The 16,597-nt window shown below is 40.2% G+C and carries 14 protein-coding genes; 13 read left to right on the top strand and 1 reads right to left on the bottom strand.

Annotation, left to right across the window (positions count from 1 at the left end; genetic code table 11):
* Positions 1 to 11 precede the first annotated feature (11 nt).
* The 12 genes from JOC36_RS05260 (at position 12) to polA (ending at position 14,958) form a co-directional block, all read left to right on the top strand.
* On the top strand, positions 12 to 1,358 hold the full coding sequence (locus tag JOC36_RS05260; RefSeq protein WP_205145465.1) for an MFS transporter: 1,347 nt from the start codon (positions 12 to 14) through the stop codon (positions 1,356 to 1,358).
* Positions 1,359 to 1,435: 77 nt separating this feature from the next.
* Positions 1,436 to 3,307, top strand: coding sequence for a DNA primase (gene dnaG / locus JOC36_RS05255; RefSeq protein ID WP_205145464.1), 1,872 nt, complete (start codon positions 1,436 to 1,438; stop codon positions 3,305 to 3,307).
* Positions 3,304 to 4,440 carry an RNA polymerase sigma factor RpoD gene (rpoD, locus tag JOC36_RS05250; protein WP_420825618.1) on the top strand — a complete coding sequence of 379 codons (1,137 nt, stop codon included), beginning with the start codon at positions 3,304 to 3,306 and terminating at the stop codon, positions 4,438 to 4,440. Before dnaG ends, rpoD begins: the two co-directional genes overlap by 4 nt.
* Before the next feature lie 94 nt (positions 4,441 to 4,534).
* Entirely contained in the window at positions 4,535 to 5,752 is a 1,218-nt protein-coding gene (locus JOC36_RS05245; RefSeq protein ID WP_205145462.1) for an MFS transporter, read from the top strand.
* Positions 5,753 to 5,950: 198 nt separating this feature from the next.
* Positions 5,951 to 6,664 (top strand): response regulator transcription factor, encoded by a 714-nt coding sequence (locus JOC36_RS05240; RefSeq protein WP_205145461.1) that lies wholly within the window; start codon positions 5,951 to 5,953, stop codon positions 6,662 to 6,664.
* A 2-nt stretch (positions 6,665 to 6,666) separates the two neighbouring features.
* Positions 6,667 to 8,073: a sensor histidine kinase gene (locus JOC36_RS05235; RefSeq protein ID WP_205145460.1), complete on the top strand. Its 1,407-nt coding sequence runs from the start codon at positions 6,667 to 6,669 to the stop codon at positions 8,071 to 8,073.
* Between the two features lie 19 nt (positions 8,074 to 8,092).
* Positions 8,093 to 8,731, top strand: a complete 639-nt coding sequence (udk, locus tag JOC36_RS05230; protein WP_205145459.1) for a uridine kinase — start codon at positions 8,093 to 8,095, stop codon at positions 8,729 to 8,731.
* A 10-nt stretch (positions 8,732 to 8,741) separates the two neighbouring features.
* Positions 8,742 to 9,383 (top strand): YtpR family tRNA-binding protein, encoded by a 642-nt coding sequence (ytpR, locus tag JOC36_RS05225; protein ID WP_205145458.1) that lies wholly within the window; start codon positions 8,742 to 8,744, stop codon positions 9,381 to 9,383.
* A gap of 21 nt (positions 9,384 to 9,404) precedes the next feature.
* A complete protein-coding gene (locus JOC36_RS05220) occupies positions 9,405 to 9,950 on the top strand; it encodes a hypothetical protein (RefSeq protein ID WP_205145457.1) in 546 nt (181 codons plus the stop codon).
* A gap of 87 nt (positions 9,951 to 10,037) precedes the next feature.
* A complete protein-coding gene (murC, locus tag JOC36_RS05215; RefSeq protein WP_205145456.1) occupies positions 10,038 to 11,384 on the top strand; it encodes a UDP-N-acetylmuramate--L-alanine ligase in 1,347 nt (448 codons plus the stop codon).
* A 67-nt stretch (positions 11,385 to 11,451) separates the two neighbouring features.
* Complete coding sequence (locus tag JOC36_RS05210) at positions 11,452 to 12,177, top strand: Bax inhibitor-1/YccA family protein (RefSeq protein ID WP_205145455.1); 726 nt, start codon at positions 11,452 to 11,454, stop codon at positions 12,175 to 12,177.
* A gap of 81 nt (positions 12,178 to 12,258) precedes the next feature.
* Positions 12,259 to 14,958 (top strand): DNA polymerase I, encoded by a 2,700-nt coding sequence (gene polA / locus JOC36_RS05205; protein WP_205145454.1) that lies wholly within the window; start codon positions 12,259 to 12,261, stop codon positions 14,956 to 14,958.
* Between the two features lie 44 nt (positions 14,959 to 15,002).
* Here polA and JOC36_RS05200 read toward each other — a convergent pair whose 3' ends face one another.
* Positions 15,003 to 15,596: a hypothetical protein gene (locus JOC36_RS05200; protein ID WP_205145453.1), complete on the bottom strand. Its 594-nt coding sequence runs from the start codon at positions 15,594 to 15,596 to the stop codon at positions 15,003 to 15,005.
* Between the two features lie 142 nt (positions 15,597 to 15,738).
* Here JOC36_RS05200 and JOC36_RS05195 point away from each other — a divergent pair, with 142 nt between their 5' ends.
* Positions 15,739 to 16,401, top strand: coding sequence for an NAD(P)H-binding protein (locus tag JOC36_RS05195; RefSeq protein ID WP_205145452.1), 663 nt, complete (start codon positions 15,739 to 15,741; stop codon positions 16,399 to 16,401).
* The last annotated feature ends 196 nt before the right edge of the window (positions 16,402 to 16,597 follow it).

Here is a 16,597-nt window from a genome sequence, read left to right as displayed (position 1 = left end):
AGGTATTTAACATGAAAACGAAGGAATGGCATGTGCTAACGGCCGTAATTGCGGCTGGTTTAATGAGTTTCAGTGGGGTATTGATTGAAACTTCAATGAATGTTACTTTTCCACATTTAATGTCGGAATTTAATACGAATGCAAGTGGGATTCAATGGGTAACCACGGGTTATCTCTTGGCGATTGCGGTGATTGTACCCATTTCAGCCTATTTGTTAAAAAATTTCTCGATTAAAAAATTATTTATTATCGCAAATTTGTTTTTCTTGGCTGGAGTCGGCTTAGACTCGATCGCCATGAACTTAACAATCTTGTTATTTGGTCGTGTCTTACAGGGGATTGGAACAGGGATTGCCTTGCCACTGATGTTTCAAATTATTTTAATGAAGTCACCAATGGAAAAGCGTGGTGCGATGATGGGGATTGGTACGATGACAACAGCCATTGCACCAGCCATTGGACCTACCTATGGTGGTCTTTTACTTAGTACGCTAGGATGGCGAAGTATTTTTTGGTTCCTAGTTCCACTCTTACTGCTATCATTAGTGCTTGGGTTGCGTAGCATTCCAAGTGAAACTGTCGTACGAGAAGACCGGTTTAATTGGGGGGCTTTCTTAACCTTAATGGTTGGTTTGAGTACATTATTGATTGCTGTTGAAAAGTTATCATTACCACTATTCGTCATTAGTGTTATTTTCCTAATTGGTTTTTATTTCTTTAATCGTCGCTTACCATTACTTAATTTACATGTTTTCAAGAACATGGAATTTGATATGTTGACGTATAGCTTTTTGATTTATCAAGCAATGCTGTTGGGGCTTTCGTTTATCCTACCTAATTATCTCCAAATTGGCATGCATACGAGTGCTACTGAAGCCGGTTTGTTTATGTTTCCTGGGGCCGTGATTGGTGCTATCTTGGCACCGATCTCAGGCCGCCTCTTTGATCGAATCGGGGCTGTGAAGCCAATTCTAACTGGAATTGTCGCTTCAGCTACGGGGCTACTCTTGATGGCATTGTTCTTCCCAGTATTAAACTTTTGGTTCTTAATGGCAACTCACGTGCTACTAATGATTGGTAATGGGTTGGCCTATAGTAACCTAATGACAGTGACATTGGGAACATTGCCAGAACACGAATCTGCTGATGGAAATAGTATTCTAAATACTTTGCAACAGTTTATTGGAGCTAGTGCGACGGCAATTGTTGCGCAGATTTTTGCTACTACAGTTAAGACCGCACCAAATAATGGGGTCATGTTAGGATCACGTTACGGAGTTATCTTGTTGGCGACCTTGATGTTAATTTCATTAGTCCTATTTGTAATTGCAAAAAAGGGGATGCAACAACGTGCTTAATTGATTTGCAATCTGGTCAAAAGGCAGTATAATAATATGGAGTGAAGTTTACCCACTCGGGAATGGAGGTGATTTTGATGCCAACACGAATCCCAGAAGAAGTGGTTACTGAGATTAGAGAACGTGTCAATATTGTTGACGTCATTTCACCCTATGTTCAATTGAAAAAGCAAGGTCGAAATTTATTTGGAGTGTGTCCATTCCATGAGGAACGGACGCCTTCTTTTTCTGTAAATGAAGATAAACAAATTTTTCATTGCTTTTCTTGCGGACGCGGGGGTAACGTCTATAGTTTTATTATGGATATTGATCAGGTTCCATTTCCACAGGCTGTGGCTAAGGTGGCACCATTGGCTGGTGTCGATTTAGATGATCGTTACTTGAGTGATGAAAAATCGCAGGTCGTCGATGAAAAGACCCAAGCGTTACGTGATTTGTACCAAGAAGCGACGAAGTTATATCATCATATTTTGGTGAATACCCAAGAGGGTGAGATGGCTTTGGCCTATTTACACGAACGTGGTTTAGATGATGCCACGATTGATGCGTTTATGTTAGGATATGCCCCTGGTGATGATTTTTTGCTTGATTATTTTAAAAATAAGCAAGTAGATTATCAATTATTACGTGCATCAGAACTATTTGTCGCCTATGATGACGGTAGTCTGCATGATCGTTTTTCGCAGCGGGTTTTGTTCACGATTCGTGATCAAAACGGGCATCCAATTGCCTTTTCCGGTCGGCGACTAGTACCTGATGATAGTCAACCTAAATATGTGAACAGCCCTGAAAGCCCATTATTTGATAAGTCTAATGAATTATTTAATTTAGATTTGGCCCGTGACAGTATAAAAAAATCAAAACAAGTGATTTTGTTTGAAGGATTTATGGATGTTATTGCGGCTTTTCAAGCGGGCATTAAAAATGGGGTTGCTTCCATGGGAACTTCATTAACGGTTGATCAAGTTCATCAGTTAAATCGTTATGCTGACACAGTTATCATCGCATACGATGCTGATTCAGCCGGGCAAAATGCGACCAAGCGTGCTTTGGATTTAATCCAGCAAAATAGTCAATTAAAGGTCTTGGTTGCCCACATTCCGGATAATCAGGATCCTGATGAATATTTGCGAAGTCATGATGCTGCAGCACTTACAGATGTCTTAGAACATCATAACGAAAATCCAATTACCTTTAATTTAAGATTCTTAAAGCAAGGTCGGGATTTTTCAAATCAAAATGATGTGTTTGCTTATATTGAACAGGCTTTGGCATTAATTGCAACGGTTGATGAGCCAGTTGTTCGAGACAGCTATTTACGACGTTTATCTGAAGAATACCAGATTAGTTTAGATGCTTTGAATGATCAAATTCGACCATTACTAATGCAACGTGCAGCGCGACGTCAGACGCCGCAACAGGCGCAAGATGTGCCAGCAAAATCAGCGCCGCTTCAAGATTTACCACCGACCCAGAATGGGGTTCAAGCGGTAGGACGCGTTGAAAAAGCTGAGCAAATTTTATTAGCTTGGATGTTACGTGATAATGATGTTTGGTTGGAGGTGACCCAACAACCTGACTTTGCATTTTCGGATGTTCCGTATGAGACGTTATATATGTTGGCAGCGGGGTATCGTCAGATGCACAATTTGACGGAGATTGATGATTTGAGTGCTTTTATGGATTATGTCCAAAAGCCAGAATTGATTAGAATTTTAACTGATATTGAAAACATATCAGATGATTTATTCGAAGATCGTCAAGCGGTGCAGGATTATGTACAGGTCATTATGGAAGTTGAGCCGTTAGAAGCTAAGATTGCAAGTTTAAAACAACAACTAGCCCAGGCAAAAGAGATGCATAATGATGCGCAAGTCGCTCAGCTAAGTGTGGAATTAATTAATGCTTTAAAAGCGCAACAAGCGATGAGAAATAAAGGAGGCCAATGATGGCAAAAGAAACCAAGACAACGGCAAAAGATTTGTCACAAGCAGATTTAGACAAAGCTATCAAAAAGGTTATCAAGAACCACAAGGCTGAAAAGCAAATTCAAGAAGATAAGTTGCAAGACGAACTCATTAAGCCATTGGCCTTAAATTCAGAACAAATTGATGAAGCCTATGATGAAATTGAATCAGCTGGTATTTCAATTGTTGATGAAGATGGGGAACCAACCGAGCGCGCGCTTAAGAACCGTAAGACAGCTTTGACTGAAAAAGAATTGAAGCAAGCTGCTGATGCACCAACAGGTATGAAAATTAATGATCCTGTTCGGATGTATCTAAAGGAAATTGGTCGAGTACCATTGTTGACGGGAGACCAAGAAGTTGAATTGGCCGAACGGATTGAGCAAGGTGATGAAGAAGCTAAACAAGAATTAGCTGAAGCTAACCTACGTTTGGTTGTGTCAATTGCGAAGCGTTATGTTGGTCGTGGTATGCAATTCTTGGACTTGATTCAAGAAGGTAACATGGGCTTGATGAAGGCCGTTGAAAAGTTTGATTACCGTAAAGGGTTCAAGTTTTCAACGTATGCCACTTGGTGGATTCGTCAAGCGATTACACGTGCGATTGCGGATCAAGCTCGTACAATTCGTATTCCAGTTCACATGGTTGAAACAATTAACAAGTTGATACGTATTCAACGTAACTTGTTACAAGATTTAGGCCGTGAACCAACGCCTGAAGAAATTGGTGCTGAAATGGATATCAACACTGATAAGGTGCGTGATATACTAAAGATTGCTCAAGAACCAGTTTCACTAGAAACACCAATTGGTGAAGAGGATGATTCACACTTGGGTGACTTCATCGAAGACAATGAGGCGGTTTCGCCTGCAGATTCCGCTGCCTACGAAATGCTTAAGGTTCAACTTGAATCAGTTTTGGATACGCTAACTGACCGTGAAGAACAGGTTCTGCGTTTGCGGTTCGGACTTGATGATGGTCGTACTCGTACATTGGAAGAAGTTGGTAAGGAATTTGGCGTAACGCGTGAGCGAATTCGTCAAATTGAAGCAAAGGCTTTGCGTAAGTTGCGCCATCCATCACGTTCAAAGCAATTGCGTGATTTCATGGATTAAGCCTAATATCGCTTAAATTGAAAAGATGACGAAAAGTCGGAGGATAATTCACATTGTTCTCCGACTTTTTTATGTGATTAGAAAGGGAGGTTATATGGATAGTACGATTGAGCAAAAGCGTCAAGATAAATTGGCAAAGTTCAGTTTTCCGCTCTTATCATCGAATTTCGCATCTGTGTTTGGTGAAGGGGTCTACCGGTTTGGGTTAAATTGGTTTTTAGTTTCGACATATGGAAATGCTAAATTGCTTGGTTGGTTAACTGGATTTGGCTTTATTGTGTATCTCTTAAATGATATGTATGTTGGAGCAGTATTGGATCGATTCAGTCGAAAATGGGTCTTGGTATTTTCAGATTTATTTGGAGCAATTGGCATGTTGATTCTATCGCTGATGCTGAATCCAGCCCATCCACAAACGTGGTTATTATTCGCCATTACATTTGTGATGTATGTTGATATTTCGTATGCCTATCCAGCTGCCCGGTCAATTTTACCGGACGTTATAAAAAAGTCAGCATTAGCACGATTTAATGCCTATGTGAGTGCTGCATTCTCAGCCGGCCAAGCTCTAGGACCACTGATTGGTGGTATTTTACTACGCTTAGATTGGATTGATCTACGTAGTTTCATGTTTATGTACGGCATGTTATTGTTAGTGACAGCAGGCATTAATTTTGCCATTCGTACATATCCTGAGCAAATTGAGCAAAGCTCAGAATCATTTATTTCAAGTATGAAAAATGGCTTTAAATATGTTTGGCAGATGCCAAAACTATTTGAGTCGATGTTGATTACGCTTTGGTCAAACTTTTGTTTTGAAGCTTTTATTATATCGATGCCTTTTTTGGTTCAACGGACGTATCAAGGTACTGCCAATGAATATTCTTTGGCGTTAACAGCCGCTGCAATTTCTGGAATTTTGGCAGGATTTATCTTGGCACGCTATACTCAATACAACAATTTAAAGACGTTGTATGTTGATTTCTTTGTATTGGGAGTGGCCTTGATTGTTGCGACATTCATTAACAATTTATGGGCCCTGGTCTTTGTAATTATTTTGAATGGATTTGTACGTTCTTCATTTGTTATCAAGGTCAATACGGTTCGACAAGAAGAAAGTTCATCTGCTTATCTTGGTCGGGTCTTTGGCATCTCGTTCTTTGCAACCGATTTATTTGCACCGATAGTGAGTGTAACTTTTGGATATAGCGTTTCATACCTTGGTGTATGGTCAATGCTAGTAATTGGCGTAATGCTGATTGTTGGTATGCTATGCATTAAGTTTTTAATGCAAAAGCGAATTCAAAATTAAATAACAAATACTAACGATAAACATATTAATAATGTTTATCGTTTTTTGATGCAATATATTTAAATTGAGCATGCAAGGCTATCTAAAATGCAAGGATTAATTCTTAGATTATAAGCCAGGTCGCGCTATGCGTTGTGCGCATTTGTGGTAAAATAAAAAAAGAATCGTTTTCTTATAAAACAAGCTTGAGGTGTAGATATGGCACGAATATTGATTGTTGATGATGAACCATCACTGGTAACCTTATTGACTTATAATTTGAAAAAGTCTGGATATGAGGTATATTCACAAAATGATGGGCACAACATTATTGAAACAATTAAAGATAAACAAATTGATTTGATTTTGTTAGATGTCATGTTACCCGACCAAAATGGAGTTGAAATTACGCGTGATATTCGGGCGGCTAAAATAGATGTCCCAATTATTATGGTGACCGCTTTGGATGAGGAAGTTGATAAAATTGTTGGACTTGAAATTGGGGCCGATGATTATATTACAAAGCCTTTCAGTCCCCGAGAAGTGATTGCGCGGATTAAGGCGGTTTTACGGCGCTTTGAACATGGGCAAAAACGGCAAGAAGAAAGTGATAACATCCAAACGTATGGGAACCTGGCGATTGATTACGACAAGATGGCAGTCCAATTGAATGGTGAAAATGTTAAGTTAACACCGAAAGAATACGAATTGTTAACATATATGGCGCAACGCGAAGGACGTGTTTTGGATCGTGAAACGATTCTGCATGGGGTTTGGGGTTACGATTATGGTGGTCCGGATACACGCATGGTGGATATGCATCTCTCGCATTTGCGTGATAAAGTGGAAAATGATCCTAAGCATCCAGTAATGCTCAAGACGGTCCGTGGGATGGGTTATCGTTTTGAAAACCCAGAAAAAGCGGAGGATTAGTGTTGCAAAAAAAGTTATCGACTTTTTGGAAGTCATTTTTGTTATTTGCTTTGTTGTTCTTTGCAGCGACAAGTGGCGCACTATTTATAAGCGATGCCTTTAATCCGAAGACACCAAATTTTGGTAAACTCTGGGAAATATTGTTATTAGTATCGGTGGGGCTGGCGTTAATCGTTTCGATTGTTTTAGAAGTGACCCGACGACGTGAACGCAATCATATCAATTTATTCATTGAAAAAATGCGTGCCATGCAAGCTGAAGAGAGTGATACTGGGGGCAAGGTTTTATTGCGCCCGGATGATCCGTTAGCGCCTTTAGCTAATGCGGTGAATGATGTGCAAAGTCTCAATCAAAGGCGGATGCATTTGCTACAACAACAGGCCAGTATTTTGAATGCTTTGTTGGAGAATATGCCACTAGGTGTGCTCAGAATTAAGCCAAATCATGAGATTGTACAAACGAATGATCAGGCTAGGCATATGTTACGATTGCCTGATGATGTTTTGGGCAAGTCTTATGAGAATGTTTTCAAAAATCATCAATTACTGATGTTGGTGAACGAGGCCTTTGCAACACAGCAAGATGTGCGGGGGCAGGTGACGTTAGATCAACTTGAAGTTGATGTGTTTGTAACCTATTATCAATTAGGCGAAAACGAAAACGAAGCATTAATTTTGTTATATGACATGACGGAAATCAATCGTTTGCAAGCGATGCAAGCTGATTTTGCAGCGAATGCTTCCCACGAATTACGAACACCTTTAGCATCAATTATTGGTTTTTCAGATACGCTTCTGGATGGAGCCCAAGATGATCCTGAAGTGCGACCGGAATTTATCAAAATTATTCATGATGAAGCGGAACACTTGCTTGATTTAACGAATGATATTCTAACGCTAGCCAAGACCCCACGTGCTGAAAAGCAGATTGAGTCGATTGAACTTAATCCGTTAGTCGCCTCAATTTATCGTGCGCAAGAACCAGCTGCCCAGGTACAGCAGATTCAGTTGCTTAATCAGGTGAGTGCTACAACAGTGGTTCAGCAGTGTAAGGATGACGTGCAAACGATTTTAAATAATTTAATTGCAAATGCGATTAAATATAATAAGCCGCAGGGCCAAGTGACTGTGACTGCACATGTTGATCAACGTCAATGCTTTATCACGGTAAGCGATACTGGTTTAGGCATTCCCAGTGATCAACAAGATCGTATTTTTGAACGATTTTATCGGTTAGATAAATCACATAATAAAAAGATTCCCGGAACTGGCTTGGGCTTGGCCATTGTGCATGACTTAATTGAAAGCATGCATGGAACTATCCAAGTCGAGAGCCAAGTGGGCGTAGGTACGCAAATTACCGTTGCACTACCAAATGAAACACGCCGGGATAATTTGAATAATAAATAGAAGATAAGAGAGAAATATGATGGATATTAAACGACCTGTTATTATTGGTGTTACTGGCGGATCTGGTTCTGGAAAGACCACGGTCAGCAATGAAATTTTTAATCGATTAGCTGGTGAATCAATGGCCATGATTCCGCAAGATGCATACTATAATGATCAATCAGATATGACCATGGAGGAACGTAAGCGCGTAAACTATGACCACCCTGATGCTTTTGATACACCTTTACTCGTAAAGCAACTCAAGCAGTTGATTGCTGGTGAAGCAATTGAGCGTCCAACGTATGATTACACACAATATAACCGTGCGGCGGAGACAATTACGATTGAACCAGCTGATGTAATTATTGTTGAAGGAATTTTGTTGTTTACTGATAAAGAATTGCGCGATTTACTCGACATTAAGATTTATGTAGATACTGATGACGATATTCGTTTTATTCGTCGCATGCAACGCGATGTTGAGGAGCGGGGACGTAGTATTGATTCCATCGTCAACCAATATTTGGAATCGGCTAAGCCAATGTATCATCAATTCATTGAACCAACCAAGCGCTATGCGGATATGATTTTGCCTGAGGGTGGTGAAAACCTAGTGGGGATTAACATGATTGAAGCGCAACTACGGATGATTCTAGACAGTAAAAAAGAAAATTAAGGAGACCAAAATGTTAATTTCAAGTTATAATCCAGCTGGCATGCAAGACGTGTTGGTTGTTATTACCGGACCACAGTCTGGTGCAAATCAATATGAGCAAAACGGTGACGTCGTTCATATTATGAATGCTGACAATGAAACGATTGGTTACAATATTTTAAATGCTAGTCAATATGTTGATTTGACAGGTGTTAATGGTCCTGTGGTCTTAAGCGCTGAGCAAGTGGATCAACTCAATCAAGTGATTGCTAAGGCTGGTTTCGCGACTGCATTAGCCATTGACTTAGATCCAAAGTTTGTGGTGGGATATGTTGAAACAGCTGAACCACATCCTGATTCTGATCATTTACAAGTGACTCAAACCAAGATTGATGGCGGGAACACTTTACAAATTGTTTCTGGATCACCAAATATGCAAGCTGGCATTAAGGTTGTTGTCGCTAAAGTCGGCGCCATGATGCCTTCAGGGTTAATTATTTGGCCAGGTGCATTACGTGGGGTTGAATCAGATGGCATGATTGTTTCTGGTCGTGAATTAGGATTACCTAATGCACCACAACAACCAGGTGCATTAATTTTGCCTGATGATTTTGCTGAAGTTGGTACGCCTTTCGATGCTCAAGCACCAGCAGCTCAAAATCTATTTAAATAAGCTAAGAGGAGATGAGTTGGAATGGCATTAAATCGACGGCCGATTGTTTATTACGAAGCACTGCGTCGGAAGCGATATGATCAACAAGTTGCCGAAATCATGGCAGCAAAAACGGATTATATTCTTTATGCCAACCCTGACGAAGCGGTGGTCTCACAGCCAGAGACAGCTAAACAAGCAGAGCCTGCACAATCAACGCATACACCAGTTGAACCTGAAGTGTTGCGGCCTCATGTTCAAACGACAAGTGAGCAAAAAGAACTTACTGGTCTTGAGGAACAGCCAGATGTGCAATCTGAAGGTGAGGAGCTGGCGACAGCCGACAGTGACCAAATCACTTCGGTTACAGCAGTGGAGCTTGAACCACAAAAAAAGGCTGTTTTGCCTGATCATGAAGCCCAGGCTGAAGAGTTGGTATCAGATGAGGTTCAAGCTAAGCCAGCGGAAAAGCAGACTAAGCATAGTGAAAATATGACTGGTCTTGGCTTGAGTTTAGATACTATTTTTGGTGAAGAAAACCAGGCAGCCCGTAAGATACAATCAAATTATTTTAAAGATTCTAAATAGAAGCGTGTTCACACTATGTGTGACGCGTTTTTTTTGCTATTATGGAAGCTGGAATAAACTGTTATAAAGATTTGGAGATCACATATTATGGATAAGGATACAAATTATTATTTTATTGGGATCAAGGGTTCAGGGATGAGTTCTTTAGCCCGCATTTTGCATGACCAGGGATATCAAGTTTCAGGTTCTGATATTGATGAATATACCTTCACGCAAAAGCCATTGGAAGATGCTGGTATTAAAATTTACCCTTTCGATGCTGATAATATTAAGCCTGGCATGAAGGTGATCCGTGGAAATGCTTTTGAGGATGATCAAGTCGAAGTTTCACAAGCTTTGAAAATGCAAGAACAAGGGGAAGTTAAGGTCGTTACCTACCCTGAAGTTGTGGAAGAATTGATTGAGCAATCAACCTCAATTGGAGTGGCTGGAGCACATGGTAAAACGTCAACAACTGGTTTGTTGGCGCATGTGTTGTCAGGAATTGCCCCAACGTCATATTTGATTGGGGATGGTAGTGGTAAGGGCGTGCCTGACCCACGTTTCTTTGTTTTTGAAGCTGACGAATATCGGCGTCACTTTAAGAATTATTATCCTGACTATGCCATTATGACTAACATTGATTTTGACCACCCAGATTACTATACCGGTATCGATGACGTGCGGTCTGCGTTTGAAGAATTTGGACAACATGTTAAGAAGGGTGTTTTTGCTTGGGGTGATGATCCACAACTACGAATGTTAAAGCTTGATGTGCCAATTTACTATTATGGTACCAATCCAGAAACAGACGATTTTTATGCCACTAATATTAAGCGTTCAACGCGTGGTTCAGCCTTTGATGCCTATTACCATGATGAATTCCTAGGCACGTATGAGGTGCCTTTGTATGGACAACACGGTGTCTTGAATTCGCTTGCTGTTGTGGCTGTGGCTCACTTTGAGGACATGGATAAGGACTTAGTGAAGAAGGAGTTGATGTCTTTTAAGGGTGTTAAGCGCCGCTTTACTGAAAAACAAGTGGGCCCAGTAACCATTATTGATGACTATGCTCATCATCCTTCAGAAATTAAAGCAACGATTGATGCTGCTCGCCAAAAGTATCCGGATCGTGAAATTGTGGCGGTGTTCCAACCCCACACATTTAGTCGGACAATTGCCTATAAAGAGGAATTTGCAAAGACATTAGACCTAGCGGATGATGTCTATTTGACTGATATTTTTGCCTCAGCTCGTGAAAAGAAGGGGAATATTAGCTCAGAAGAACTTGGTGAAGAAATCAGTAAGTTCCGCGCGATTGTTTCCCCTGAAAATGTATCACCACTATTAGATCACGAAGATGGTGTGTTCGTCTTTATGGGGGCTGGTGATTTGCAAAATACCGAATTTGCTTTTGAAAAGCTTTTGGCAAATACACAGGCTAATTTACAATAATTAAGTCTAATCTAAGGTAATTTATGTTTAATTAACTTAAATTAAAACTACGAATGGGAGTGATTTAATGGATCAATATAATTCACGTCGAACGGTTAATCCGGATACCGCTGGATTGAACCGCTTCTTCTTAAAAGTGTACGAGTATATGGCGATGGCCTTGCTTGTATCATTTGTGACGGCCTATATCGGCGTCAAATTCTTTGCACCACAAATTTTGTCAATCTTTAGTAATCCAATTATGTCATTAGTGATGTTTGCGGTAATGATTGGCTTTGTTTACTTGTTCTCAAAGCGCGTATATACAAACCCTGGGAAAGCTTTTGGAATGCTAATGGGTTACGCTGTGCTAAATGGTGCAACCTTTGCTGTCATTGGCTTGTCATTCCATGTTGCAACAATTGGAATGGCCTTAGCAGGTGCAGTAGCACTTTTTGCTGGAATGGCACTTTATGGTTATATGACTAAAAAGTCATTAGCGTCATGGCGTGGAATTCTAATGGGGGCAATGATTGGTTTGATTGTTGTCGGCTTGTTGAATATTTTCTTCTTTAACAGCATGGTATACTTTGTAACTGCTGTTATTGGAATCATCGTATTCTCTGCGATGACTGCCTATGATATGAACACCTTGAAGTCAATGTACTATCAATTCTCTGAAAGTGGTGCTGGCGCTACGATGGAACAAGGTTTGGCTGTTTCAGGTGCTTTGAATCTCTATCTTGACTTCGTGAATATCTTTATCTACTTGCTACAAATCTTCGGATTAGCTGGTGGAAGTAATAACGATTAAAACTTTAAAGCGTTCGATTTCGAATCGAACGCTTTTTCTGTTAAGATGAGTACAGTAGATTTAGCTGAAAGAGAGAACAACATGGATAGACCAAAATTATTATTGATTGACGGGAATTCTTTGGCTTTTCGGGCTTTTTACGCCATGATTAACCAAGTTGATCGTTTTGTGAATCATGAAGGCTTGCATACCAACGCCTTGGTTGCATTTAACAACTTCTTAGACGGAATTGTGGAACCATTCGATCCTGATTATGCCATGGTGGCTTGGGATGCGGGTAAAACCACTTTTAGAACTGAAAAATTTGATACCTACAAGGGAAATCGCGATAAGACGCCATCTGAATTAACGGAACAATTCCCTTATTTGCGGCAAATGGTGCAATTACATGGTATTTACAGTTATGAATTACCTAACTATGAGGCTGATGATATTATCGGTACTACCGCCAAAAAGGGGCAGGCAGAAGGCCTTGAAGTAACCATCTTAACGGGTGATCGTGATATGTTACAGTTGGTTGATGAACATATTGAAGTCTGGATTACCAAGAAGGGTGTTTCTGAAGTCGAACATAATGATTTAGCCATGGTTGCTGAAAAGTATGATGGGCTATCGCCAGACCAAATTGTCGACGTGAAGGGGCTCCAAGGCGATACTTCCGATAATTATCCGGGAGTAGCCGGAATTGGTCCTAAAACGGCAATAAAATTAATCAAAGAATATCATTCAATCCCTGAATTATATGAACATATTGATGAGTTAAAGGCCAATAAACAGAAAGAAAAGCTAGTGGCTGGAGAAGCAGATGCAACCATGTCACGAGACTTGGCGCGGATCCGCACTGATGCACCGATTACCTTTGAATTGTCAGATTTGAAGTATACGGGGCCTGATTATGAAGATATTATTCCGTTCTATCAGCAATTAGACTTTAAGCAGCAATTGGCTAAGTTGGCTAGCCAAGGCCATGTGGCACAAAATAGCACTGAGAATGGGGCTGAAGCAGTTGATGCTAAGCCACAAGCGCCACTCAACTTAATTAAGGCTGATGACACTGCTGAAGCGGATTTACCGGACTTTACGGAAGCTGTTAGTTTGTACATTGAATTGGATGATACGGATTATCATACGGCTGCACCAGTTGGTTTTGTTATTGGTAATGATGATCAAGGCTATGTAGTTGGTCGGGACATTGATGTTTTGCTAACTGGCAAATTGAAGGATGTCTTATTGAATTCGCAAATTAATAAACATGTCTTCAACATGAAGGCTTTGTATGTGGTATTACATCGTTACGGCTTAAATTTGGTAGGCGTGGATGATGATATTTTGTTGATGTCTTATTTAGTTGATACGAATGATAATAGTGATGATTTAGGCGCTTTAGCGCAACAAAATGACTATTATGATGTCCAAACAGATGAAGCAGTTTATGGTAAAGGTGCTAAATTTGCCATTCCAGACGACGATGATGTCTTTTTTGAGCATCTCGGGCAGAAGGGACGTGCATTGAATCGTTTGCCAGAACAACTGTTGCAGCAATTAAATGAGCGTGAACAAACTGAACTATACGAAACGCTAGAATTGCCCTTGTCTCAAGTGTTAGCTGAAATGGAAATTGATGGGATTAAGGTTGATAGTCAGCGCTTATTGACGATGCGTACGGAGTTAGATGGACGTCTGAAAGATTTGGAGAAGACAATTTATTCCGAAGCTGGTCATGAATTTAATATTCAATCGACTAAGCAATTAGGCACCGTGTTATTTGAAGAGATGGGTTATAAGCCGATTAAGAAAACAAAGACGGGTTATTCGACGAGTGTTGAAGTTCTTGAACAAATGCAAGGCATCCCAATTGTTGATGCTATTTTGCAGTATCGACAGATTGCCAAAATCCAGTCAACATATGTGGAAGGCCTATTACGGGTGATCCATGGTTCAGATTCAAAGGTGCATACCCACTATTTGCAGACTTTGACGCAAACAGGCCGTCTATCTTCAAATGATCCCAACTTGCAAAATATTCCAGCACGACTAGAAGAAGGTCGCTTAATTCGACAAGCCTTTATTCCAAGTGAACCAGACTGGCTCATTGTGAGCTCGGACTATTCACAAATTGAATTGCGGGTGCTAGCGCATATCTCTGGTGACGAAAATATGCAAATGGCCTTCAAGAACGATGAAGATATTCACGAGGCGACTGCCCGGCGTATTTTCCATCTCAGTCCGGAAGATGAAGTTGATCCCAATATGCGACGAAAGGCTAAAGCGGTCAATTTTGGAATTGTTTATGGCATTTCTGATTTTGGACTAGCAAAAAATATCGGTGTTAGTCGTAAGGAAGCTAAAGACATCATTGACACTTATTTCGAAGAATATCCTGGTATCAAACAATGGTCAGAAGATATTGTAGCCTTTGCACGTGAGAACGGTTATGTTGAGACAATGGCGCATCGGCGTCGTTACCTCCCAGACATTCATGCTAAGAATTTCAATGTTCGTAGCTTTGCCGAGCGAACAGCAATGAACACACCAATTCAAGGTTCTGCAGCTGACATCATTAAAATTGCCATGCTGAAAGTGCAAAACGCGCTTAAGGAGCAAGGCTTACAGTCTCGGATGTTACTGCAGGTGCATGACGAACTTATTTTGGAAGTACCAAAAACTGAGTTAGAGACAATTCATACTTTGGTGCCACAATTAATGGATTCTGCGATGGACTTAGCAGTACCATTAAAGGTTTCAAGTCATGAAGGGCCAACGTGGTATGATGCTAAATAACTAAAAAAAGACTAGCTAAGTCGACCTTAGCTAGTCTTTTTGTTTTATGAAGGTTGAACATCTTCATGTAATTTATCTTTATCAATCTGATCTGCAAGTTTTTGCATTGGTTGACTTTCTGATTCTGTAGGAGTGGTGTCGGTTGTTGCCACTGTTTGACTATCAACCAAGTCCTGAATCGCATCATCCGTTTGCAAACTTGTTGCCGCTTGTTTTGGTACAACTGAATCAGTGTGTTCCATTTCAGCGTCTAATTCATTTTCAGCTGAATCGGCTTGATTTTGTAATGTTTGGACGTCGTTAGCCGCTTGTTCAGCTGCCTCAGCTTCGGCTTTAGCTACCGCTTCTTTTTCAGCTTTTTCAGCTGCCTTGGCCTCGGCTTTAGCTGCCGCTTCTTCTTCAGCTTTAGCCATCTCAGCAAGTTGCTCGTCAATGCGGGCTCGCTCTTGAATCAAAAGTGATTTGTTGTGTTCCATCGTATCTTCAATATTTGAGATTTGGATGACCTTGTTATCAACAATTGACTCTCTTAACTTCGTGGTCTGCAATAATTCTTGGTATTTGTGATTAAGGCGCCAATACATAAAGGCCAAAACCACCAATAAAATTAATAAAATAGCAATAATAATATAGTACATGTCTTTCTCCGATCAGAGTTGTCTGTATTTGATTATACAATATATATGGGAATTCTTTAAGTTTTTTTATTTGGTTCACATTTTTAAAAAAAGGGTGTATTCTTGTATTATATTCATTTACAAAAAATAAGGAGAAAAGAAAATGACTGAAAATATTTTAGTAGTGGGTGCAACTGGTCGCGTAGGTAGGCGCTTGATGCAAATTTTGCAACAAGATCCAAATAATAACGTCTTTGGTAGTAGCAGTGTTAAGCGAGATGCCGACAATATGATTGAATTAGATTTACATGCATCTTTTGAAGATATTCGTCAAACGATTCGTCCTTTCAACAAAATCTTCTTTACTGCTGGTTCACGTGGTAAAGATTTATTCCAAACTGATCTAATGGGAAATGTTAAATTAATTGATGCCGCTGATCAAGTGGGGGTTCAACGGTTTGTCCAATTGACTGGGATGGGTTCATTAGATCCTGATTCATGGCGTGACCCTCATTTCGCAAGTCTACAAGATTATAATGTTGCGCGCCATTTTGCTGACAAAGCATTGCTCCAAAGTAACTTACCTTATACGTTGGTTCAAGCTGCTTCTCTGACTGAAGCAGCTCCAACTGGGAAAGTCGATTTGATGCCAGTCGCAAAGAACGGACAAAAAATCTTGTCAGATTTTGAAACACCAAATGAAAATACTTTGGATGATGTGGCCACAGTATTGGCCGAAGTTGCTAATTTCCCTCGAACAACCAATCACATCATTGCCATGAAGAATGGGGCTACCCCAATTCAAGAAGCCTTAGCTGCCTTTTAAGAAGTCTAGGTCTTAGTAAGCAGGCGTAGCGCCTCCGATGAGTTTCATAGTGGATAGTTTATACAATTTGCTTTTAATGTCACAAGCTGATATAATATTATGTCAAGTAAACACTTTATTTCAATTTAATTGAGTGTGCATGAACTACCATTTATATATTAATACGTTAATATATTGAAGAATATTTAAGGAGGTA

The organism is Weissella uvarum (genome assembly GCF_016908785.1).
Taxonomy (GTDB): Bacteria; Bacillota; Bacilli; order Lactobacillales; family Lactobacillaceae; genus Weissella; species Weissella uvarum.
This window is presented reverse-complemented; position numbering and strand designations above follow the sequence as displayed.